Genomic DNA, 21,879 nt, shown 5'->3' on the forward strand with positions numbered 1-21,879 from the left:
GTGAATAAGCGTGAGAAAACGGTTCTTTACGGTGCTACGAAGCTGAAGGTGGTGCGCTACGGCGGGTGAGGCCGGGCCTCAGTCCTGGCGGAGGTCCTCCAAGGTCGCGGCCTCGCCCGGGAGTTCCGAGCGGGCGGGTGTCATCAGGCCGTCGAGGAACAGCTGAAGATGACGGTGTACGAAGCGGTCGAAGTCCAGGCAGGCCTTGCCGGGCAGCGGCCGGGTGAGCTGGGAGAGGGCGATCATCAGGTCCCCGACGCCGACATCGGTGCGCAATTGGCCCGACGTGCGGGCCCGCCCGATGAGCTCCTCGATGCCGACGGTCAGCCGGTCGAGGGACGCGAGGACGTCAGGGTGTTCCTTGTCGAAGGTGGCGTTCAGCATCGGGCAGAGGGCGCCGATGCGTTCGTCGGCCGCCAGGTGCACGAAGGCACGCAGCGCCTCGAACGCGGTCTTCTCGCCGGCTTCTTCGGCAGCGAGCGCCTGCTCCGCGTGTTCGGTGACGTGGTCGGTGACCGTGAGGACGACGTGGTGCATCAGTTCGCCGCGGTCCTTGAAGTTGCGGTACAGCGTCGCGTTGCCGACACCGGCCCGGCGGGCGACCTCGTCGAGCGGGAGCTCGGTCCCGTACTCGACCAGAAGTTCCCGTGCGGCCGCAACGATCCGCTCCCGGTTGCGCACGGCATCGGCCCGCGGGCGCGGGGCGCGGCACTGCGGCTGCTCGGTAGCGGTGGCGGTGGCCACGGCGGGCTCCTTCGGTCGTGTGGGGCGCGTATCCGGGGAGCGAGTCCCCGCTTCACGCGGACACAGAGCTAAACGGGGAGAGCGTCCCCGGTTATTTCCCGGCTCGCCTGTGACCTGGCTCACACCTCCCGTGCGGCAGAAACCCACGATCGGCGCACCCAGCGCGCGGCGCGCCGCGCCTCGACACAGGGTGATCGAAACGGAGCCGAGTGTGAGGCGGGTCGAATGCGGCAGCAGCGGATACGCGGGGGCCGACGTGGCGCGATGCTCGCCGGTGCCACCGCGGTGGCCCTCGCGCTGACCATGACGGCGAGCACCGGCCGGCTGCTCGACGGCTCGACGACCGCGGCGGGCCCCGTGGCCCAGGCGCGGGCCACGTCGCTCGGGCCCTGCATGATCCGTGGCACGCTCGGCGTCCAGATGTCGGAGGGCGTGCCCACCTCCCCCGGCTACGCCCGCTCCACCGGTACCGTCCGCGCCCTGAACCTCATGATCGACTTCCCGGACGCGCCCGGTGAGGGCACGGCGATGGACCGGCTCGGCGAGTTCTTCCCGAAGACCCAGAAGTGGTTCGAGACCGGTTCGTACGGGCGTCTCGACTACCGGCCCGAGGCCCCCGTCCAGCACTGGCTGCGGATGCCGAAGCCGTTCTCCGCGTACGGGATAGAGCGCGGCGCCCCCTTCGAGCCCGGCTACCGCGAGCTCGTCGACGACATCGTGGCGGCCGCCGACCAGGACGTCGACTTCCGCAGCTACGACCTGGTGAACATCCTGACCACCCCGAACGCGGGTCCGTCCGCCCTGGACACCGTGCTGTCCGTGACGTTCGCCGGGAACCACGAGGCGCCGGTCGCCGACGGCGCCCCGCTGTCCAACGTCTCCTTCGTGTACTCCCGCCAGGACGACGGCTCCGGCAGCTACGACGAGACCGGCTACCGGGTGCTGCCGCACGAGAACGGGCACGTCTTCGGGCTGCCCGACCTCTACACCCAGGACGGCGGCGGGGCCGTCGGGCACTGGGACATCATGAGCGAGGACTGGGGCGTCGGGAACGATCTGCTCGGCTGGCACAAGTGGAAGCTGGGCTGGCTCGACGACTCCCAGATCGGCTGCGCCGCGCAGCCCGGCACCACCGAGCATCTGCTGACGCCGCTCGGGCGGGACGGCGGGACGAAGATGGCGTTCGTGCCGCTCACCGAGAAGACGGGGTACGCCGTCGAGGTGCGCACGCAGGAAGGCAACGACGAGGCCGTGTGCCGGCCCGGGGTGCTGATCTACAAGGTCGACGCGGATGTGGACACCGGGCACGGGCCCGTGACCGTGGAGGACTCCACGCCGGACAGTGGGGGGTGTACGCGGCGGCCCAATGTGCACGCGGAGTTGTCCGACGCGCCGTTCCGGCCCGGGGAGGTTTTCCGGGACCGGAAGTCGGGGGTACGGATCTCCGTGGGCGGGGCCGACTCGTCCGGCAACTATCGGGTGTACGTCACCCGGCGGTGAGCGCTCAGGTCGCGGGGTTCTGCCCCGGACCCGGCTCCAGCGCCGGAGGGGCTACCAATGCACGTACTCGCCGCTTGAGGACCTTTCCCGTCGCGTTGCGCGGGAGTTCCGTGTCCTGGAGGAGGACGTGGGCCGGGATCTTGAAGGCTGCCAAGGACTTGGCCGCGAACTCTCGGACCGTCTCCGGGGTGAGGGCGGAGCCGGGGCAGGTACGGATCAAGGCGGCCACCTCCTCGCCCAGGACGGGGTGGGGGACGCCCACGACGGCGGCCTCCAGGATGTCGGGGTGGTCGTGGAGGACGGATTCGACCTCCACGCAGTAGACGTTCTCGCCGCCCCTGATCACCATGTCCTTGATCCGGTCGACGACGCTGATCCGGCCGTCCGACGCGGTCGCCAGGTCACCGGTGCGGAACCAGCCGTCCGCCGTGAACGCCGCCTCGGTGGCCGCGGGGTCCGCCCAGTAGCCGCGGATCAGTGACTGGCCGCGCAGCCACAGCTCCCCCACCTCGCCGTCGGGCAGCGCGGCGCCGTCGGCTCCGGCGATCCGTGCCTCGACGGCGGGGGCGGGCCTGCCCACGCTCGCGGGCCACGCCCGGTACTCGGCGCCGAAGTTGGCGGTGACGCCGCCCAGGGTCTCGGTGAGGCCGTAGCCGTTGCGGGGTTCGATGCGCTCGCCGAAGCGGGCGCTCAGGCGGGCGACGAGACCGGGCGGGGCCGCGGCGCCGCCGGTGCTGAACATGGTGAGGGTGGGCAGGTCGTCGTCCAACTCGTCGGCGCGGGCGAGGAGTTGGAGCGCCGTGGTCGGGACGCCGCCGAAGCTGCCGATGCCGTGCTCGTGGATCGCCTCGATCGCCCGGTCCGGGTCCCACTTGCGCAGCAGCACGATCGTGCCGCCCGCCGCCATGGCCGCGTAGAACCCGGTGAACGCCGCGACGTGGAAGAAGGGGAAGGTGAGCAGGCCCGGCAGGACCGGGCCCTGGCCGGGGACGAGCCCGCGGCCGAGGGCCGAACACGCCGCGAAATAGCGGGGGTTGGCGATGGCTGCCATGTGGGCGTGGTGGGTGGCCACGGCGCCCTTGGGGCGGCCCGTCGTGCCCGACGTGTAGAGGATCGTCGCGTCCCAGTCCGGTTGCACGTCGACGTCGGGCGGCCCGAGGAGCGGATCGGGGGCGGGCAGATCCGCGTACCGCTCGACGCGTGGACCGCTCGGCGACCGCCCCTCCTCGTGGAAGACGAGGGTCCAGGGCCGCTCCGCAGCGCCCGCGAGCCACGGTTCGACCCGTTCGTAGCGCTCGCCGTCGACGAGCAGGACGCCGGGTGCGCAGTCGTCGAGGGCGTACGCGAACTCCTCCGGGGTCCACCACGCGTTCAGCGGCACCGCGACCAGGCCCGCCAACTGCGCGGCCCAGAAGGCCACTTGCCACTCCGGGTGGTTGCGCATGGCGACGACGGCGCGGTCCCCGGGGCGCAGGCCGTAGCCGTCAGGGTCGACGAAACGCCGGGCGAGGGCGCAGGCCGCCGCGAAGAACTCGCCGTACGTCAGCCGCCCGGTCTCGGCGATCAGGAAGGGCGTCTCGCCGAACGCCCACGTCGTCTCGGCGAACTCCCGCAGCGTGCGCGGCCCTTCGGCGTACGCGAGGCGCCCGTCCTCGCCTCGTACGACGGCGAAGGGGGCGCCCGGCGCGGTGAGCAGCGCTCGCGTTGAGTCCGAAGAGTCCATGGTCGGACGGTACGGGCGCGACGCGGGGCCGCGTCAAGATACGTGCAGGCCGCATCCGCCGCCGGTGTGGCGCAGGGCGGCGGCGACGGCCGCGGTCACGGCGGTCACCGCGCAGGCCGCGAGGGTGAGCCCGAGCGCGGTCCACGGCACGTCGGCCGGGGCGTGGACGCCGAGCCGGACGAGGGCGAGCCGCAGGCCGAGCAGGTTGGCCCCGGTGACGAGCAGACCGAGCACACCGCCCGCCGCCGTCACCGTCAGGGCCTCGGCGGCGACGACACGCAGCGTCTGGGCGCGGGTCGCGCCGGACAGGCGGAGGGTGGCGAGGTCGCGGGCGCGGTCGGCGGTCGCCATCACGGTGGTGTTGGCGACGGCGATGCCCGTGTAGAGGAGCGCGATGCCGAGGACGAGGAGGAGACCGAGGCGGGTGGTGCGGCTCGTCCCGGGATAAGTGGCCTGCAGGTATTGGGAGTTGGTGGATACGTGGGCGCCCGTGCCGGCGACGGCGGCGCGCAGGCGCTCGCGCAGGGCGGTGGTGTCCGTGGCGGGCCGTGCCGTCACCTCCACGCGGTCGACGGGGGCGTCGGGGGCGTTGCGGGCGGTGACGTAGGCGCCGTTGTCGCCGGTGCCGGTGCGCAGGACGGCGACGATGCGCAGGGTGCGGCGCGTGCCGTCGGCGAGGCGGACGGCGACGCGGGCGCCGACCGTGTGCCGCTGCCACTCCTCGTTGACGACGATCGAGCCGTCGTCGAGGCCGGCGAGCCGGCCCGCGACGACCGGCAGGCGCGTGGTGCGGGCGAGGAGTCGCGGGTCGGCCGCGCGGGCCTCGGACTTCACGAGGGCCTCGCCGCCGTCCTCCGGTACGTACAGGGTGCTCGCGGCGGTGGCGGAGACCGTGGCGCCGGGAACCCGGCGCAGTCGGCCGACGGTGGCGGCGTCGAGGCCCTCGGGGTCCGCGGGCGTGATCACGTAGTCGGCGGTGATCCGCTCGCGCGCCTCGGCCGCCTTCGCCCCGGCGATCGTGCCGGTCGCGCCGAGCAGCGATCCGGCGAGGGCGACCGTGGCGAGGACGGGGGCGGTGAGCGCGGTGGTGCGGCGCAGTCCGGCGGTGGCGTTCTCCCGCACCAGCAGCCAGGTGGCGCCGGGCAGCCGGACGGCGACGCGCAGGAGGGGGCGGACGAGGGCCGGGGCGAGCAGGGCCGCCGCCGCGATGAGCAGCATGGGGCGCAGGATGTACGTCTTGCGGTGCAGCAGGTCGCCGGGGTCGTCGGCCAGGGCCAGGCCGAGGGTGACGACCGCGGTGAGCAGCAGCGCCGCCCCGCCGCCGAGCCGCCCCCACGTCATGACGTTCGCGTCGACGTCCGTGGCGCGCAGCGCCTGCGCCGGCGCGGTCCGCCCGGCCCGCCAGGAGGCGGCGAGCACCCCGCACAGCGCGACGAACAGGCCGGTCCAGAAGGCGAGTTGATACGGCCATGAGGCGCCGCCCGCGCCGGTGACGATCTCGAACCACTCCGGGGCGAGCCCGTGCGCGACCACCCATCGGCCGAGCGCGGGCGCGCTCCAGCCGCCGAGTGCGCACCCGGCGGCCGAGGCGAGCGCCCCCACGAGCAGCGCCTCGGCGAGCAGCGCCCGCCGCAGCTGGCCCGGCGTCGCCCCGGAGATCCGCAGCAGCCCGAACTCCCGCCTGCGCTGCGCCACCGCGAACGCGAACGTCGACGCCACGACGAACACCGCCACGAAGCCCGTGACCCCGGCCGCCGTCCCGAACAGGGCGTACAGCGCGGTCACGGCGGCGCGGTCCCGCTCCGGCGCCGGGTCGGCGAGGGCGCGCGCGGCACCGGTCAGGACGCGGACGCCGGGGTGGGGGCGGGCGAGGTCCCGCACGTCGGACGCGGGCGCGTCGACTGCCAACTGACGTATGGCCGGGGCGAGTTCGGCGGCGCGCCGGTCGGTGAGGAAGACGGTCCGCTCGGAGGCCCCGGGGGCCGTCGCGGTGCCGACGACCGTCAGCGTGCCGCGCGACGTCGCGAGCCGCTGCCCGACGCCGGCCCAGCCCCCGCCGACGACCACTTCACCGGCCGACCGGGGAGCGCGGCCGTCCTCGATCGCGTACGCGCCGAGCGCGGCGGTCGACCAGGGGTGCCCGACGAGCCCGCCGGGCCCGCCCCGCACCCGTACACCGAAGGAACGGTCCTCGACGACGGTGCCGATCTCCTTCAGCTCCCGTACGAGCGTCCGCGGCACGGCCTGCCCGGCGTCATCGCCGCGCACCACGACGGACGCGGCCCGGAACCGCTCCGGCGCCCGCTCCGGCTCCCGCCCGGCCGCGTCGAGCGCGAACCCCATCACGGCGACGATCCCGACGCCGAGCGCCAGCGCGACAAAACTCCCGACGAGGGTGACCCAGCGGGCCCGAAGGGTCCGGAGCGCGGTCATCAGCACGGGGCACCCCCAGTCCCGCCAGGGGCGCGGGGAACTGCGCGACCAGCCACAGCGAACTCGCGCTCGGCGACCGACCGATCCCGGCACACGCTCAACCCGGCCAGCCGAGCCCCCACCAGCTCCGCGTCACCACCGCCCAGTTCATCAACCACCGCCCCGTCCACCAGAAACAGCACCCGATCCGCCACAGCCGCCGCCACCGGATCATGCGTCACCATCACGATGGTCTGCCCCGCATCGGCCAAGGACCGCAGCACCCCGAGCACCCCCCGCCCCGTGACGGAGTCCAGCGCCCCGGTCGGCTCGTCCCCGAACAGCACAGCCGGACGAGTGATCAACGCCCGGGCGAGCGCGACCCGTTGCTGCTGCCCGCCGGACAGCTGCCCGGGCCGGTGCCGCGCCCGTTCGCCGAGCCCCACCCGTTCGAGCGCGGCCCGCACCTCCGCCTTCGCCGGCCGGCGCCCCGCGAGGCGCAGCGGCAGGGCGACGTTCTGCTCGGCGGTGAGCGCGGGCAGCAGGTTGTAGGACTGGAAGACGAAGCCGATGCGGTCGCGGCGCAGCAGCGTGCGGCGCCGTTCGCTGAGCCGCGTCAGCTCGGTGCCGCCGACCGTGACCGTCCCGGAGGTCGGCCGGTCCAGGCCCGCCGCACACTGGAGCAGCGTCGACTTCCCGGACCCGGAGGGGCCCATCACGGCGGTGAACGAGCCGTGCGGAAGGGCGAGCGAGACATGGTCGAGGGCGACGACCTCGTCACCGTAGACCCGTGTGACATCGACGAGTTCGACAGCGTAGGAAGACGCACCGGACGGAGACGAACCGGACGGAGACGGACCGGACGGCGGCGAAGACCGCTTCAGCAGGGTTTTCCTCATGGCCCCAACGAAACCGCCGGAGCCCGCGCACCGCAGTGAGGCCCGGGCGAGACCGGGGGTAGGGCCAGGCATACCCCCGGCCCGCCCCCTGGCCCGATGGCTGCCGCCCCCCACCCCCTTCTACGGTCTACGCATGCAGCAGCTCTGGCAGTCCCTGGCCCGCCCCCGGCACGCGTTCTCCGTCTGGCCGTGGCGCAGCGCCGCGTACCTGCTGACGGGCGCGGCGGCCGGCCTCGTCACGTTCCTGGTGCTCCTCACCACGGCGGTGGCGGGACTCGCGCTCTCGCTCGTGCTGATCGGCCTGCCGCTGCTCGGGGCGTGCGCGCTGGCCGGTCTGCCGGTCGCGGCGCTGGAACGGCGCAGGCTGCGCCTGGTCGACCCTGCCCCGGTCCGCGACCCGCACCGCACGCCGGACGCGGCCGGGCCGTGGGCCTGGCTGCGCACCCGCGTACGGGAACGAGCCACCTGGCGCGAGCTCGGCCACGCCGTCCTGTTCGCCACGGTCCTGTGGCCGCTGGATGCGCTGGCCCTGGCGGTGGGCCTGCTGCTGCCCCTCGCCGTCCTCGCGACACCGCTGCTCATGGCGACCGACGGCGAGGAGACGAAGGTCGTCAAACTGTGGACGGTCACGTCGTGGCCGGCGGCATGGGCGAGCGCGCTCCTGGGCGCCCTCCTCCTCGCCCTCGGCACGTACGTCCTGGGTGCGGCGGCGGGCGCCCGCGCGGCCCTGACGCGCCTCCTCCTCACCACACCGGCCTCCGAACTGAACGCCCGCGTCACGGAGTTGACCCGCTCCCGAGCCCGTCTCGTCGACGCCTTCGAAGCGGAACGGCGCCGCATCGAACGCGACCTGCACGACGGTGCGCAGCAGCGTCTCGTCGCCCTCACCATGACGCTCGGCCTCGCCCGCCTCGACGCCCCCGCGGGCCCCCTTGCGGACCAGCTCGCCAAGGCGCACGACGAAGCCGGCCACGCCCTGGCCGACCTGCGCGAACTCATCCACGGCATCCACCCGCAGGTCCTCACCGACTACGGCCTTCAGGCGGCCCTGACCGACGCCGCCGACCGCTCGCCGATCCCGGTCGACGTGGACGCGGACGCAGACGTCGACCGTCCGGCGCGGCCGCCGCGCGCGGTCGAGTCCGCGGCGTACTTCGTGGCGTCGGAGGCGCTCGCCAACATCGCGAAGCACAGCGGGGCGACGCGGGCCCGCATCACCGTCGAACGCCGGGCCGGCCGGCTGACGCTCACCGTCCACGACAACGGCCGCGGCGGCGCCGACCCGGCCGCCGGCACCGGCCTGACCGGTCTCGCCGACCGGGTGTCGGTCCTCGATGGCAGACTGACCCTGACCAGCCCGCCCGGCGGTCCGACCGAGCTACGCGTGGAGCTGCCGTGCCCCTTGGAGAAGGATCTCCCCGCCCCCTGCGCATAGTCCTGGCCGAGGACGGCGTGCTGCTGCGCGAGGGCCTGGTCGCCCTGATCGCGCGGGGCGGCCACGAGGTGGTGGAGGCGGTGGGCGACGCGCCCTCGCTCCTGAAGGCGGCCCGCGCCCATGCCCCCGACCTGGTCGTCACGGACGTCCGCATGCCCCCGTCCCACCAGGACGAAGGCCTGCGGGCGGCCCTCCAACTCCGTACGGAACAACCGCGGTTGCCCATCCTGGTCCTCAGCCAGTACGTGCAGCGCGCCTACGCCGCCGACCTCCTCGACTCCGGCGACGGCACCGGCGTCGGCTACCTCCTCAAGGACCGGGTCGGCCAGGTCGAGGAGTTCCTGACGGCGCTGTCCGAGGTGGCGGCCGGCGGCACCGTCGTCGACCCCGAGGTCGTCCGCCAGCTCCTGCGCCGCCGCAAGGACCCCCTCGCCCACCTCACCCCGCGCGAGCGCGAGGTCCTCGCCGAGATCGCCCAGGGCAAGTCGAACGGGGCGATCGCCCGCGACCTCGTCGTCTCCGAGGCGGCCGTCGGCAAGCACATCGGCAACATCCTGACCAAGCTCGACCTCCCCCAGACCGACGACACCCACCGCCGGGTCCTGGCGGTCCTGACGTTCCTCCGCTCCTGAGCCGCCGCGCCGCCCCCTCCCCTCCCGACCTCGCATCCTTCGCCCCGGCCGCCCATCGGCTACCCTGTCTGGGCAGCACCCCGCCTCCGTAGCTCAGGGGATAGAGCACAGCTCTCCTAAAGCTGGTGTCGCAGGTTCGAATCCTGCCGGGGGCACAGCGAGAAGGGCCGGACCAGGGGCATGATCCCCGGGTCCGGCCCTTCGTCGTGAGCGCGGCCCGCTCCCCGTCACTCGCCCCACGCACACCCCGCCGCGCCGCGTTCAAGGTCGGTGATGCCGTTCTCCCGGCGCTGGCGCAGCAGTTCCGCGGCGAAGGAGAAGGCGGGGGCCGCGGCCGCGGAGCGGGCGGCCCGGGTCACGATCGCGTCGGTCAGGGTGCGGACCATGGCGAGGCGGGGATACGCGTCGTGGATCTCCTTCGCCCGGTCGGCGACGAGCTCCGCCCGCCTCCCGAAGTCGATGCCGACGCCCTCGCGGGTCAAGTAGGCGAGCAGGCCGCGCCGTTCGGCGATGCCGGGCGAGGTGTGCAGGGCGATCGCCTCCCACACCCGGTCCACGTCGGCCGCGCCGACCCCCTGCTCGGTGAGCACCGCGGCCGCGAGATCCGCGCCCTCCACCTCGAACCGCGCCGCGCCGTGCGCGAGGTCGCCCGCGCCCAGGTCGTGCATGACGGTCGCCGCGAAGAGCAGGTCGCGGTCGTAGGCGGCGTCGTTCAGCGCGCCCTCACGCTCGGCGACGAGCTGCGCGAAGAGGAAGCTGCGCACGCTGTGGTTGAGGATCGACGTGCTCTGCGAATCCCGCGCCACGCGCAGCACCGCCTCGGCCACGGAGCCGGTCGGAAGGCCGAGGGGGAGGGAGGAGGGCGGGGTCCCGGGGGTGGAGGTCATACCTCGACGCTAAGGCGGGCCCGCCTCGCTCACCACTGGCCCGAAGGCCGCGTGTCGCTAGGATCGGGCCACGCCGACGTCCCGGCCCGCGTCCCCTTCACTCCTCCCCCGCCCGCGGACACGCCTCAGCCGCGCAGCGACCCCACCGTCTTCAGCAGCCGGTCCGCCCGGTCCCGCAGCTCCGGATGGGCCAGGACCGTGTTGCGCAGGCCCCTGACCGGGCGGCGCCACAGCCGGTGGGCCGCCGCCATCGGGTGCGGGCGGGACGCGAAGCCCTCCGCGACGCGCAGTTCGCGGGTCTTCAGCCAGTCCTTGTACTCCTTCTCGCCGCGGCCCCAGTCCATCATCCTGATCCCGTGCCGGCCCGCCGCCTCCGCCATCCGCAGATGCATCATCAGGCCCGGCGAGTAGTACCCGAACTCCGGGTCGTACGCGGTGAACCAGGCCGCGAAGACCGTACGGGACGTCGGCCCGAAGTGGGCCGCCACCGGTCGGTCGCCCGCGTAGACGACGGAGAGGACACCGGTGAGATGGTCCTCGCGGGTGCGGAAGAGGTGGTCCGTGAGGTGCACGATCCACGGGCGCGCGAAGCGGTCCATCCGGCCGGTGCGCCGGTACTGGGCCGACTTCCAGCGCATCAGCCGGCGCAGCACCTCCGGGTCGCGCTCGTCGTAGACGAACCGCATCTCCCCCACGTTCCGCGTCAGGCGCCGCTCCTTCTTGAGCATCGTCTTGGCCTGGCCGGGATACGACGCCCGCAGCCATTCCTCGTACGAGTCGTGCCCGCCGTCCTTCAGATCGAGGACCGGTGACGCGAACGTGCCCGTGACGTAACGGCTGAACGGTTTCTGCTCCTCCACCAGGTGGTCGAACTCGAAGACGGCGAGGCCGCAGGCGCGCAGCAGCGCCCCGGTGTCCCAGGTGACGCCCGGCCGGTGCACAAGGGCCTGGCAGTCCGACAGGCCGAGGCCGATGGCACGGCCCACCCCCAACGGGCCCCGCTCGTAAGGGAAGAAGCCGACCGGCTCGCTCCCCTCGCGCAGCACCGCCACATGCGCGCCGCCCCGGTACTTGCCCACCCCGATCGCGAACTCCGGTGCCAGGAACGGATTCTGGTAGTCCGGCGACCCGTCCATGGTCTCGTGCCACGCCCCGAGAAGCGCCGCGCTCAGCTCCTCGGGTCTATGGGTCGTGATCTTCACTTCAGACCAACCGCCCCTCGGTCAGGGTGCGTTGATCTGTCCGCCGTGCGCACATGGACCCCCCTATTCCCCCACAGGGCTCAAAGGTCGCGAAACAGTACGCACGCTGTCAAGAGTGCTTCGAGCAGTCGTCGCAGGTTCGGTACAGGGAAGTTTTTTCGGCGGGGCGGTCACATTCCCCGCGCGGCGCGGGTCAGCCAGACAGAGCGATCACCACAACACCACACCCCGCCTCACCGAGGAGCGTTCCCATGTCTGTCGCCTACGTCATCGTCACCGTGTTCGCCGCCGTCATGGCCGGCTTCTCCGCCGTCTCCGTCTTCCTGCGCGCCCCGTGGGTCGTACAGCCCATCGCCGACTACGGCATCCCCGCCTCGTGGCTGCCGTTCCTCGGCACCGCCAAGGCGGCGGGCGCCGTGGGCCTGCTCGTCGGGCTCGCCGTCCCGGCCGTCGGCGTCGCCGCCGGGATCGGCCTCGTCCTGTACTTCGCCGGCGCGGTCGTCGCCGTCGTCCGCGCCCGGTGGTTCACGCACGTGGCGTTCCCGCTGTTCTACGCCGCCCCGGTCGTCGCCGCTCTCGTCCTCGCGTGAGCCGGCCGCTACGGAACCTGGAGGCGGACGTGGGCGTGCATGTCGTGCCAGCCGTCGGTGTGCAGCGCCGAGCTGCGGCGCGTCCCCTCCAGCGGGTAGCCGGACTTCTCCGCCACCCGGCACGACGGCTCGTTCCGCGTCGAGTGCAGCAGCTCGATGCGGTGGAAGCCGGCCGCCAGGGCCCAGTCGGTCACCGCCGCCAGGGCCCTGGGGGCGACGCCCTGGCCGCGGGCGGCCGGCAGGACCCAGTAACCGATCTCGGCGAGGCCCTCGCACAGGTCCATGGTGCGCAGGGCCATGCGGCCGAGCGGGGCGTTGTCGGCGGCCCGCGCCACGATCCACTGGGCGGCCGTCTCGTTCCGCCAGCCCGCGTACGTGTCCTCGATCCACTCCCGCGCCTCCTGCGGTGACTCCATGGTCCGCGCGTGCCAGTAGCGCAGCGCCGGCTCCTGGAACGCCTCGTAGATCATCTCCGCGTCGCTCAACTCGGCGCGTCGCAGCACCAGTTCACCGTCGGTGGTGGGCAGGGTCGGCAGGGGCTTCGCGCACAGCGTGCCCGGCGGGATCGTCGGCTTCAGATCGGTCGGCATGGCCCGCATTCTTTCCGCATCACGGCGGGGCCGCCCCTTGATTTACGGCTGCTGCAACGTGTGCACGGGCACGAACGTGGACATCCCCACGGACATCCGCCACCGGTCAAGCCCCTCCGGCGATCGAGGAGCGGGGCCCGGGGCAGAGCCCCGCGACCTCGGCAACAGCCCCGCCTAACGCAACTCGTCAGGACAGGGCGTCCCCCGGGACCACCACTTATAAGGCGCCGCAAGGTGATACGTGCCGGCCCGCGGAGCGACAAGCTCCGTCCACTGATCGCCCGACGCGTCCTCAGGCGTCTCGAACAGACACCCGTGCACGTTCTCGAACCGCTTCGGAAGACTGTCGTCCCGCTCCCGCGCCCGCTGCGACGCCTCCGTCTCCCGCGGAGCGTCCAGCGCCGTGCCGTCCTCGTCGACGACGGCGAGCCACGGCGAGTACGGGACGCGGATCAGGACGTGCCCCGGCTGCGTCACCTCGATGGTCAGCTCGCTCTGCTCGGCGGCGTCGACGCGCGCGTGCGGCTCGGCCATCGGCGTCGGGTCGGTGACGGCGAACAGCTGCCAGTTGGCGTCGCCCCAGACCTGCTTCAGGTAGGGCAGGCCGCGCTGCACCAGCTCCCGTTCCCGCTCGCTGCCCTTGCCGTCGGGCTCGCCCTTGGGCAGCACCACGTACCGCACGGCCCAGCGCTTGAGCCACTCGTGATAGTTCGCCGAGTTGAGGCTGTCGTCGTAGAAGAGCGGGTTGCGCTTCATGTCGGCCTGCCGGGTCCAGCCGCGCGCCAGGTTGACGTACGGGGCGAGCGCCGAGGCCTCGCGGTGGGAGCGGGCGGGCACGACCTCGACGCGGCCGCGCTCGGCGCCGACGTCCTGCAACTCGTTGACGAGGGGCGCGAGCTCGCGCGCCCAGGACGCCTCCGGAGTCGTGTGGATGACGTCGTCCACCGACTTGAAGCCGATCCAGGCGTTGAGGCCGACGAAGGCGATGACGGTGACGTACCACTTGCGCGAGCGGGGCACGGTGAACGGGAGCGCGGTGAGCAGCGCGACGCCCGCGAACAGCATCGGCAGGCGCGTGATGTTGGAGCCGATCTGCGAGCTGATCAGCCACACCAGGAGCACGGACAGGGTGTAGACGGCGGCCGTGATCCGGACCGTCACCCACTCCTTGGGCACCAGGAAGCAGACGAACAGGCCGTACGCGATCGGCAGCAGCGTCGACCAGAACGACATCGGCTGCGTCCCGGAGAACGGGAACAGCCATGCCGACAGGCCGACGACGACGGCGGGGGCGAGCCCCAGCGCGTACGCCCCGGGCCGGCGCTTCTGAAGGAACAGGGCGACGGCGACGAGCCCCACGAACAGGCCCGCCACCGGCGAACAGGCCGTGGCGATCCCGGCGAGCGGCGCCGCGACGGCCGCCTTCGCCCACCGCTTGTAGCGCCAGCGGTGGGGCCAGCAGAAGACGGCGGCGACCGCGGCGAGCCCGAACATCATGCCGAGGCCGAAGGTGACACGGCCCGACGCGGCGTTGCACAGCAGCGCGAAGACACCGGCGAGCGCCGGCCACAGCGGCCGGACGACGGCCCGCGTGCGGATCAGGATCACGGTCAGCAGGGCCGCGGAGAGCGTCCCGGCGACCATCATCGTCGTACGGACACCGAGCACCGACATCAGATACGGCGACACGACGCTGTACGAGACCGGGTGCATGCCGCCGTACCAGGCGAGGTTGTACGCGGAGTCGGGGTGCCGGCCGACGAACTCGGCCCAGGCGTCCTGCGCGGCGAGGTCGCCGCCACTGTTCGCGAACGTGAAGAACCAGATGAGGTGGAGGACCCCGGCGGCGACGGTGGCGACCGTGACGGGGTGCCGGGCGACGCGCAGCCACCAGGGCCGGGCCTGCGGTTCCTCGTCGGCGGGGGGCGGCTCCTGGTCGCTGCGCGGCTGCGCGGGAAGCCGTATTCGCACCCGTCCGGAACCCGGCTCGGCGTCGTCGGCGCGCGTCGGCTCCGCTGTCGTCACTGCTGACACTCCCGTACGTACCGTCCGAACGACCGAGGGAACGGCCCGGTCCTGCCCCGGTCTCGCGACGCTAGCACGGAGTCTGTGAACGGGCGCCGCGGGAGGCCGGTGCCGACCAGCCTCCCGCGAAACGCCTAGCCGACGCGCTTGATTTTCGCGCCGAGGCCGGGCTCGGCGAGATCCTGCTGGAGCGCCACCGGGACCTCGACGGCGGTGGCCTCGTTCTTGCCGTCGCCGACGGTCAGCACGCCGACCTCGGTGCCGGCCTTCGCCGTGTGCGGCACCGTCTCGCCCTTCTTCACGTCCAGGGCGAGCTTGACGGTCAGGCCCGACCAGCCGACGGCCGAGACGTCCTTCGTGGCGACGACCGGGGTCGTGCCGCCCAGACCGTCGTCGACCTCGCCGACGACGTCGCCCTTCTTCACGATCTTCTTCGCGGTGAGCGCCTGCTGACCTGCCTCGATCAGCTTGCGGGTGGCCGAGGTGACCTCGTCGATGTTGGCGACGCCGTTGCTGCCGTACTGGCCGAGGACCGCGCCGATGATCGTCTGGGTCTTGCCGTCGACGGTCTTCTCCGCGGCGAACAGGATGTTGCCGCCGGCCGCGGTGGTGGTGCCGGTCTTGATGCCGACGGCGACGGTCGGGACCAGGCCGAGGAAGTTCTTCTGCTTGTCCCCGTTCAGGTCCGTGTACTCGTTCTGCCGCGAGATCTCCTTGAAGACGGGGTTCTCCATGGCGGCGCGGCCCAGCTTCACCAGGTCCGCGGCGGTCGACACGGTCGTCTTGTCGAGCCCGCTGGGGTCGGTGTACGTCGTGTTCGTCATCCCCAGCTCCTTGGCCGTCTTGTTCATCTTCTCGACGAACGCGTCCTCGGAGCTGCTGCCGGTGTCCCAGCGGGCCAGCAGCTTGGCGATGTTGTTGGCGGACGGCAGCATGACCGCCTGGAGCGCCTCGTACTCGGAGATCTTCTGGCCCTCGGTGACCTTGACCACCGACTCGTTCTCGGCCTTGCCGGTCTCGTAGTGCTTCTGCGCGGCCGCGTCGACGGGGATGCTCGGACCCTTCTCCCCGGTCTTCAGCGGGTGGTCGCGCAGGGTCAGATAGACGGTCATGACCTTGGCGATGCTGGCGATCGGTACGGGCTTCTGGCTGCCGGACGTGCCGAACGAGCCGATGCCGTTCACATCCATCGCCGCCTGGCCCTGGGTGGGCCACGGCACGGACGGCTTGCCGCCGTCGAACGACACGGTCTCCTGCGCGGTCAGGCTCAGGGTCGGCGTCGGCAGCGGCCGCACGGCCTGCACGATCGCGAACACGAGCACCAGGAGCAGGACGAGCGGCGTCCAGATCTTGAACCGCCGCACCGTGGTACGGACCCGGGTCTCCGGGGGCGGCGGGGTGTTGGTCAGTTCGGCGAGCAGGTCGATCGGCGGCTTCGGGGGCAGCGGCTGCTGCGTGGTCCGCTCGGGAGCGGGCGGCTCCGCCGGGGCGCCGGTCAACGCGCTCGGGTTCGCCCGGGCGTTCGCCTTTGCCTTCGCGTTCGCATCGTCATCGAGCGGCTTCAGCGGTACGAACCTGCTGGTCCGCTCGGCGTCGCTCTCCGGCAACTTGAGCATGGCCGTCGGCTGATCGACCGGCGGCGCGACGGCCTTGAAGGCGGTGGTGGGGTGGTCTACGGCGGGGGCGGCCTTGGACTCGGCGTCGGGCTTCGGGTCGGCAGCTTTGGGCTCGGCGTCGGGCTTGGCGTCGGCGGCCTTGGGCTTGGCGTCGGCGGCCTTGGGCTCGGCGTCGGCGGCCTTGGGCTCGGCGTCGGGCTTCGGGTCGGCGTCGGGGGCGGACTTGGCGTCAGCTGTCGGTGCGGCGTCGGCAACCTTCGCTTCAGCGTCGGGGGCGGACTCGGCGTCAGCCTTCGGTGCGGCGTCGACCTCCGACCCGGCGCCGGGCTTGGCGTCAGCAGCACCCTTCGACTCGGCACCGGTCTTCGCTACGGCGTCGGAGCCGGTCACGGCGTCAGCCTTCGGTGCGGCGTCGACCTCCGACCCGGCGCCGGGCTTGGCGTCAGCAGCAGCGTCAGCAGCACCCTTCGGCTCGGCACCGGTCTTCGCTACGGCGTCGGAGCCGGACACGGCGTCAGCCTTCGGTGCGGCATCAGCCTCCGACCCGGCGCCGGACGTCGCGCCCACAGCGGCCTCCGGCGCAGCGGCGGGCTCGGCGGCCGGAACGGCCTCAGCGGCCTCGGGCTCCACCGGCACGTCGGGCTCCACCGGCTCCTCGGGCTCCACGGGCTCCGAGTCGGCGTCGCCCGCGGGCTCAGCCGCGGCGGCCTTCGGCTCGGCGTCCTCGGACGCAGCGCCAACCGGCTCGGCGTCGGCCTCCGGCTCGCCGGCGGCCTCGGGCTCAGCGGGCTCCCCGGACCCGGCGTCCTCGCCGGAGCCGTTCACCCACGCCGCCACAGCGGCCCGCAGGCGCTCGTCCCCGGGCTCCTCCGGAGTCGCGTCCTCCGGGGCCGCGTCCTCCGGGCTCGCGGCGTCCTGCGTACCGGACTCGCGGACCGAGAACACGGCCGTCGGCTGATCGACGCCGGACGGGGCCGGCCCCGATCCCGACGGAGTCGTGCGCGCCACCGCGAGTCGCGGATCGCGTTCGTCCGGGGTCGTCCCGCCCGACGCCTTCTGCTCTTCCGACCTGTCGGGGGTCCCCGCCACCGATGCCTCCTCGACCGCTTACGACTGACGTGCCGGACAGACTGCGCCTGCCTGACCCTGTCCGAACCATGTACCAGTGTCCTGTGTGGGGCCTTAACCCCCGTGGTAGACGAGAACGACATACCTGCCGGTTCCCGCCCAAAGCACCCACGCACTCTCGACAGACCAATGTGAGAGGGGTCACCCTGTCATTCATCCACGCGGGGAGGCATGGATGGGCAGGAGCCGCAGAACACTTCCGGAGGAGCTTCTGCTGCTCGCTCTGGACCCGGCCACGGGTACCACAGCGCAGCCGCAGTCGCTCGACCTAGGTCTGGCCGGAGCACAGCTAGTAGAGCTGGCGCTGGCCGGACGGATAGCCCCAGACGGGGATCGTATCGCCGTGGTGGCACCACGGCCGACCGGAGATCCGACACTGGACTGCGCACTGGAGTTGCTGCGAAGGCGTGGCGCTCCCGTGCGAGCGGTCCACTGGATTGGCGGGCCGCGTCTCGGGCTGCGCCAGACCTACCTCTCGCACCTGGAGCGGTGCGGCATGGTGCATGCCGTGGCGGGCCAGATGTGCGGGGTGTTGCCGACGACTCGCTATCAGGCGACGGACACGGCGATCAGCCGGGAGATCAGGTCCCGGCTGGACAGCGCGATCCGGACCGGCGTTCCGCCGGACCCCAGGACCGCGGCGCTCGCCGCACTGGCCCACGCGGTCGGACTCGGCAAGCACCTGTACCCGGGGAACGAGGGACGCTCGTCCCGATCCCGGTTGCGGGACCTGATCAGGCACGACCCGATGGGCGGCCTCGTGGCGCACGCCGTGATGGACGTCCAGAACGGGGTGGCCGCTCAGCCACGCCGTTCGCCCGCCGCACCGGCGGGCCGGCCCGCACCGGAGCCCGCCAGGGGCGTTCCGATGCAGCCACGCCACGGTTCCATGGCTCGCGCCGTGGCCCACTAGGCGGGCGGCAACACCCGTAACACCAGGCATCACACGCACACGCACCAACACCCGCAACAGCGCCGCACCGCAGTCCCCAAAGACCCGGTCCGGGAGCCGCTGTACCGCGCGGGGCGATGGCCCGCCATCGCCCCGCGCGGTCGCGTTTGCGCTGCGTATCCCGTGGATATCCGCTGTTTCCCAGCGGTGGCACGCGGCAGAGTGGCAATCTGCTGAACAGCAGATACACAACGTAGGCAGACCCGTACGCAGAACAAGAAAATGCACGCAGCCGGAGGTGCACGTCCCGTGGCGTCCAACGTCAATCCCACTGTCAGGCGACGCCGGTTGGGCCAGGAGCTGCGCAGGCTCCGCGAGCTCAAGGGCATGACCGCCGAGGAAGTCGCCGAGCGCCTGCTGGTCTCGCAGTCGAAGATCAGCCGCCTGGAGAACGGGCGGCGCAGCATCAGCCAGCGCGACGTCCGCGACCTGTGCGGGGTGTACGAGGTCGAGGACCACCGGATCGTCGACTCCCTGATGCAGATGGCCAAGGACTCCCGCCAGCAGGGCTGGTGGCACTCCTTCGGCGACATCCCGTACAGCGTCTACATCGGCCTGGAGACGGACGCGGCGAGCCTGCGCGTCTACGATCCGCAGGTCGTGCCCGGCCTGCTCCAGACCCGGGGCTACGCGGAGGCGCTGATCAACGGCGCGCTCCCGGAGACGACGGCGACGGACATCGAGAAGCGCGTCCAGGTCCGGATGCGCCGCCAGGAGCGCATCCAGGCGGCCGAGAACCCGCTGCGGCTGTGGACGGTCCTCGACGAGGCCGCGCTCAAGCGCGCCGTCGGCGGCAGGCACGTGATGCGCGAGCAGTTGGAGCACCTCGTGGAGCAGTCCCAACTGCCGCACGTGACGGTGCAGGTGATCCCGTTCGAGATGGGTGCGCACCCGGGGCTCAACGGGCAGTACGCGATTCTGGAGTTCCCCGATGCGGCGGATTCCAGCGTGGTCTACATCGAGGGCGTCACCAGTGACCTTTACCTGGAGAAAGCCAATGATGTGCAGAAGTACAGCGTCATGTACGAGCATCTGCGGGCACAGGCGCTGAATGTGGAGCAATCCCGACAGTTCATCTCGGAGATCGCCAAGGACTACGCCCGCTGACGGACCGGTGAGCGATCTCCGGAAGGCCGGATTCCGCGCCTTCTCCGTGGTTCCGAGGCAAAGGCGCCGCACGGTACACCTTCGCCTCGGAAAAATGGAAGACCCCAATGGAATATGCCATCCGGTCGGGTGAATGGCCGCTTCACTCACCCCAGTTGGCGAGTAGCGTCGATCACGCCATCAAGACAACATCGTTGGCGCGAACCGCTCTGGACCTCCGAGCGGGATGCAATTCGACCACTGGCTAGACCGGAGCAAACATGGCAATTCACCAGGGCAGCACGGATTCCTGGACCAAGTCCTCGTATTCCACGGGCAACGGCGCGTGTGTCGAGGTCAAGTCCCCCGTGGTGCAGGCGATCGCGGTACGGGACTCGAAGGTCATGGAAGGGCCCTCGATCGACTTCACTCCCGACACATGGAATGCGTTCGTGCACGAGCTGAGCACCGGTTCGTTCTGAACGAAGAACGGCACAACAACCACATATGCACTACAAGCACCATCCAGCACCACAGAGCACAACGTAGGAGCCCTCTCGACTGGCCCGCCGTCCTGGCCGAGGGGGCTCGGCCCTTTTCCGGATCATGAATTCTCCGAGAGTTCCGCGAGCTCAGCGCAGTTGATCCACATAGCGGTCGGTGCCCGGCACCGTCGGGACGAACGGCGCCATCAGCTCCACCCGCGCCCCGAGGCCGGCCCCCGCCACCTGCTCCCCCAGGCCGGCGAAGTGGTCCTGCCAGCAGTCGCGCGGATCCTGTTCCAGGAACCACAGCAGCGTCAGCCGGGTGTCGACGCCCTCGACCTGTTTCACGTACGTCATCCGGTCGCCCGGCAGCGGCGTCGGCCGGAAGATCGTGACGAGGGCGGCCGGTGACCCGGCGAGGACCTTCGGCAGGTGGCGCGAGCGCAGCCACTCGAGGACCTCGGCGCGCTGCTCGGCGCGTTCGACGTCGACGACCTCCACCACGAGCCCCGCGTACGGGTGGTCGAGCGCGTGGTAGTCGCGCGGTCCGGCGGCGCCGTCCCGGTAGACGGTCGCCTCGTGGTCCTGGAACGCGGTGAAGACGTGCGTGCGGTCCTGGTAGACGCGCCCGTCGCGGTTGAGCCGCTTGTTGATGCCGACGGTCCACTTCATGTGGTCGTCGTAGCGGCCTTCGGTGACCCAGTACGTGGAGATGTAGCAGCCCGCGGTGACCGGCTCGGCGACCGCCGACTTCTCCGGGTAGCGCAGGAGTTGTAGATCGCGGGTCGCGACCCAGCGGCGCCCCGCGTACATCCAGGGCATGGCCATCGCGCCGGCGTAGTAGTGGTCGTCCTCGTACCATCGGTTGTACGCGTACTCGTGGCCCGGGTGCGGTTCCACCATGGTGATCAGGGCGTGCCCGGGGCGCACCCCGTACGGTCCGACGGCCGCCAGTTCCGCGTACGTGTCGCTGCGCGTGTCGCCTGTTTCCATGCCGCTCATCCCCTTCCAACCTCCGTCCGACGCCCATACTCTGACGCCCCGTCAGATAGATGGCCAGAGTCGGGAGGCACCCAATGGCGCAGGACGCACCGCTCGCCGGCAAGACCGTGATCGTCTCCGGGGTCGGCGCCGGGCTCGGCCATCAGGTCGCGGCCGCCGTGGTGCGCGACGGCGGGAACGCGGTCCTGGGGGCGCGCACGGAGGCCAACCTTGCCAAGTGCGCCGCCGAGCTCGACCCGGCCGGCACCCGGACCGCCCACCGCTCGACCGACATCGGCGACGAGACGCAGTGCGAGGCGCTGGTGGCGCTCGCGCGGGAGCGGTTCGGCGGGGTCGACGCGGTGGTCCATGTCGCCGCCTGGGACAGCTACTTCGGCGGCCTGGAGGACGCCGACCTCGACACCTGGCGCGAGGTGATCGACGTGAACCTGCTCGGCACGCTGCGGATGACCCGGGCCTGCCTGCCCGCCCTCAAGGAGCGCGGCGGCTCGGTCGTCATCATCGGCACGCAGTCGGCGGTGGCCGCGCCGTCCCAGGTGCGGCAGGCGGCGTACGCGGCGTCGAAGGGCGCGCTGACGAGCGCGATGTACTCCCTGGCGCGGGAGCTGGGTCCGTACCGGATCCGCGTGAACACGGTCCTGCCGGGCTGGATGTGGGGCCCGCCGGTACAGGCGTACGTGCAGTTCACGGCGCACACCGAGGGCGCGTCGGAGGAGGAGGTGCTCGCCCGGCTCACGGAGCGGATGGCTCTGCCGGAGCTCGCCACCGACGGCGACGTGGCGGACGCGGCGGTGTTCTTCGCGTCGGACCGGTCCCGCGCGATCACCGGTCAGCAACTCCTGGTGAACGCGGGTGAGTTGATGCGCTGAGCCGACCACCTCTCCTTCTGTCCACTCACGCGACCGCACGGGACCCGCATCCCGTGCGGTCGTTCGCGTATCCGCGACTGTCTGCGGCCACTTGCGGGCACT

At 72.2% G+C, this 21,879-nt stretch carries 18 protein-coding genes and 1 tRNA gene; 9 read left to right on the forward strand and 10 right to left on the reverse strand.

The features are described from left to right. Positions 1 to 78 precede the first annotated feature (78 nt). On the reverse strand, positions 79 to 744 hold the full coding sequence (locus tag AB0L37_RS26630) for a helix-turn-helix domain-containing protein (protein WP_365510341.1): 666 nt from the start codon (positions 742 to 744) through the stop codon (positions 79 to 81). 225 nt (positions 745 to 969) lie between these two features. Here AB0L37_RS26630 and AB0L37_RS26635 point away from each other — a divergent pair, with 225 nt between their 5' ends. Then, complete coding sequence (locus tag AB0L37_RS26635) at positions 970 to 2,244, forward strand: M6 family metalloprotease domain-containing protein (RefSeq protein ID WP_365510344.1); 1,275 nt, start codon at positions 970 to 972, stop codon at positions 2,242 to 2,244. Between the two features lie 4 nt (positions 2,245 to 2,248). On the opposite strand, the gene AB0L37_RS26640 is transcribed toward AB0L37_RS26635, so the two are convergent. From AB0L37_RS26640 to AB0L37_RS26650, 3 genes are read right to left on the reverse strand one after another with little or no spacing between them, the layout of a single operon-like run. Next, positions 2,249 to 3,967 carry a class I adenylate-forming enzyme family protein gene (locus tag AB0L37_RS26640; protein WP_365510347.1) on the reverse strand — a complete coding sequence of 573 codons (1,719 nt, stop codon included), beginning with the start codon at positions 3,965 to 3,967 and terminating at the stop codon, positions 2,249 to 2,251. A gap of 33 nt (positions 3,968 to 4,000) precedes the next feature. Beyond that, on the reverse strand, positions 4,001 to 6,406 hold the full coding sequence (locus tag AB0L37_RS26645) for an FtsX-like permease family protein (RefSeq protein ID WP_365510350.1): 2,406 nt from the start codon (positions 6,404 to 6,406) through the stop codon (positions 4,001 to 4,003). Next, complete coding sequence (locus AB0L37_RS26650; protein WP_365510352.1) at positions 6,400 to 7,278, reverse strand: ABC transporter ATP-binding protein; 879 nt, start codon at positions 7,276 to 7,278, stop codon at positions 6,400 to 6,402. The genes AB0L37_RS26645 and AB0L37_RS26650 overlap by 7 nt, the downstream gene beginning before the upstream one ends. A 133-nt stretch (positions 7,279 to 7,411) precedes the next feature. Between AB0L37_RS26650 and AB0L37_RS26655 the strand changes: the two genes are divergently transcribed. From AB0L37_RS26655 to AB0L37_RS26665, 3 genes are all read left to right on the forward strand, one after another. Further along, positions 7,412 to 8,713: a sensor domain-containing protein gene (locus tag AB0L37_RS26655; RefSeq protein WP_365510355.1), complete on the forward strand. Its 1,302-nt coding sequence runs from the start codon at positions 7,412 to 7,414 to the stop codon at positions 8,711 to 8,713. Further along, the gene (locus AB0L37_RS26660; RefSeq protein ID WP_365510358.1) at positions 8,674 to 9,345 is read left to right on the forward strand and encodes a response regulator transcription factor; all 672 of its coding nucleotides are present in this window, start codon (positions 8,674 to 8,676) and stop codon (positions 9,343 to 9,345) included. Before AB0L37_RS26655 ends, AB0L37_RS26660 begins: the two co-directional genes overlap by 40 nt. Positions 9,346 to 9,427: 82 nt before the next feature. After that, a tRNA-Arg gene (locus AB0L37_RS26665) sits at positions 9,428 to 9,500 on the forward strand. Between the two features lie 72 nt (positions 9,501 to 9,572). Here the strand turns inward: AB0L37_RS26665 and AB0L37_RS26670 are convergent. Beyond that, a complete protein-coding gene (locus AB0L37_RS26670; RefSeq protein ID WP_365510361.1) occupies positions 9,573 to 10,232 on the reverse strand; it encodes an HD domain-containing protein in 660 nt (219 codons plus the stop codon). 125 nt (positions 10,233 to 10,357) lie between these two features. Beyond that, a complete protein-coding gene (locus AB0L37_RS26675) occupies positions 10,358 to 11,434 on the reverse strand; it encodes a GNAT family N-acetyltransferase (protein WP_365510364.1) in 1,077 nt (358 codons plus the stop codon). Positions 11,435 to 11,685: 251 nt separating this feature from the next. Between AB0L37_RS26675 and AB0L37_RS26680 the strand changes: the two genes are divergently transcribed. Then, positions 11,686 to 12,024, forward strand: a complete 339-nt coding sequence (locus tag AB0L37_RS26680; RefSeq protein ID WP_365510366.1) for a DoxX family protein — start codon at positions 11,686 to 11,688, stop codon at positions 12,022 to 12,024. A gap of 8 nt (positions 12,025 to 12,032) precedes the next feature. On the opposite strand, the gene AB0L37_RS26685 is transcribed toward AB0L37_RS26680, so the two are convergent. The 3 genes from AB0L37_RS26685 to AB0L37_RS26695 all read right to left on the reverse strand — a co-directional run bounded on the left by AB0L37_RS26685 (position 12,033) and on the right by AB0L37_RS26695 (position 17,344). After that, a complete protein-coding gene (locus tag AB0L37_RS26685) occupies positions 12,033 to 12,614 on the reverse strand; it encodes a GNAT family N-acetyltransferase (protein ID WP_365510369.1) in 582 nt (193 codons plus the stop codon). A gap of 174 nt (positions 12,615 to 12,788) precedes the next feature. After that, positions 12,789 to 14,639, reverse strand: coding sequence for an MFS transporter (locus AB0L37_RS26690; protein WP_365510372.1), 1,851 nt, complete (start codon positions 14,637 to 14,639; stop codon positions 12,789 to 12,791). 134 nt (positions 14,640 to 14,773) lie between these two features. Beyond that, positions 14,774 to 17,344, reverse strand: coding sequence for a D-alanyl-D-alanine carboxypeptidase (locus AB0L37_RS26695; RefSeq protein ID WP_365510375.1), 2,571 nt, complete (start codon positions 17,342 to 17,344; stop codon positions 14,774 to 14,776). Between the two features lie 214 nt (positions 17,345 to 17,558). Here AB0L37_RS26695 and AB0L37_RS26700 point away from each other — a divergent pair, with 214 nt between their 5' ends. The 3 genes from AB0L37_RS26700 (at position 17,559) to AB0L37_RS26710 (ending at position 19,903) form a co-directional block, all read left to right on the forward strand. Further along, the gene (locus AB0L37_RS26700; RefSeq protein ID WP_365510378.1) at positions 17,559 to 18,296 is read left to right on the forward strand and encodes a GPP34 family phosphoprotein; all 738 of its coding nucleotides are present in this window, start codon (positions 17,559 to 17,561) and stop codon (positions 18,294 to 18,296) included. Between the two features lie 288 nt (positions 18,297 to 18,584). Beyond that, complete coding sequence (locus AB0L37_RS26705; protein WP_365510381.1) at positions 18,585 to 19,442, forward strand: helix-turn-helix transcriptional regulator; 858 nt, start codon at positions 18,585 to 18,587, stop codon at positions 19,440 to 19,442. Positions 19,443 to 19,702: 260 nt separating this feature from the next. Continuing rightward, positions 19,703 to 19,903: a DUF397 domain-containing protein gene (locus AB0L37_RS26710; protein WP_365510384.1), complete on the forward strand. Its 201-nt coding sequence runs from the start codon at positions 19,703 to 19,705 to the stop codon at positions 19,901 to 19,903. Positions 19,904 to 20,053: 150 nt separating this feature from the next. Here AB0L37_RS26710 and AB0L37_RS26715 read toward each other — a convergent pair whose 3' ends face one another. Then, positions 20,054 to 20,908, reverse strand: coding sequence for a hypothetical protein (locus AB0L37_RS26715; RefSeq protein WP_365510387.1), 855 nt, complete (start codon positions 20,906 to 20,908; stop codon positions 20,054 to 20,056). Positions 20,909 to 20,982: 74 nt separating this feature from the next. Between AB0L37_RS26715 and AB0L37_RS26720 the strand changes: the two genes are divergently transcribed. Beyond that, complete coding sequence (locus AB0L37_RS26720; protein WP_365510390.1) at positions 20,983 to 21,777, forward strand: SDR family oxidoreductase; 795 nt, start codon at positions 20,983 to 20,985, stop codon at positions 21,775 to 21,777. Positions 21,778 to 21,879 lie beyond the last annotated feature (102 nt).

The sequence above is a fragment of the Streptomyces sp. NPDC052225 genome (assembly GCF_040679615.1).
Lineage (GTDB): Bacteria > Actinomycetota > Actinomycetes > Streptomycetales > Streptomycetaceae > Streptomyces.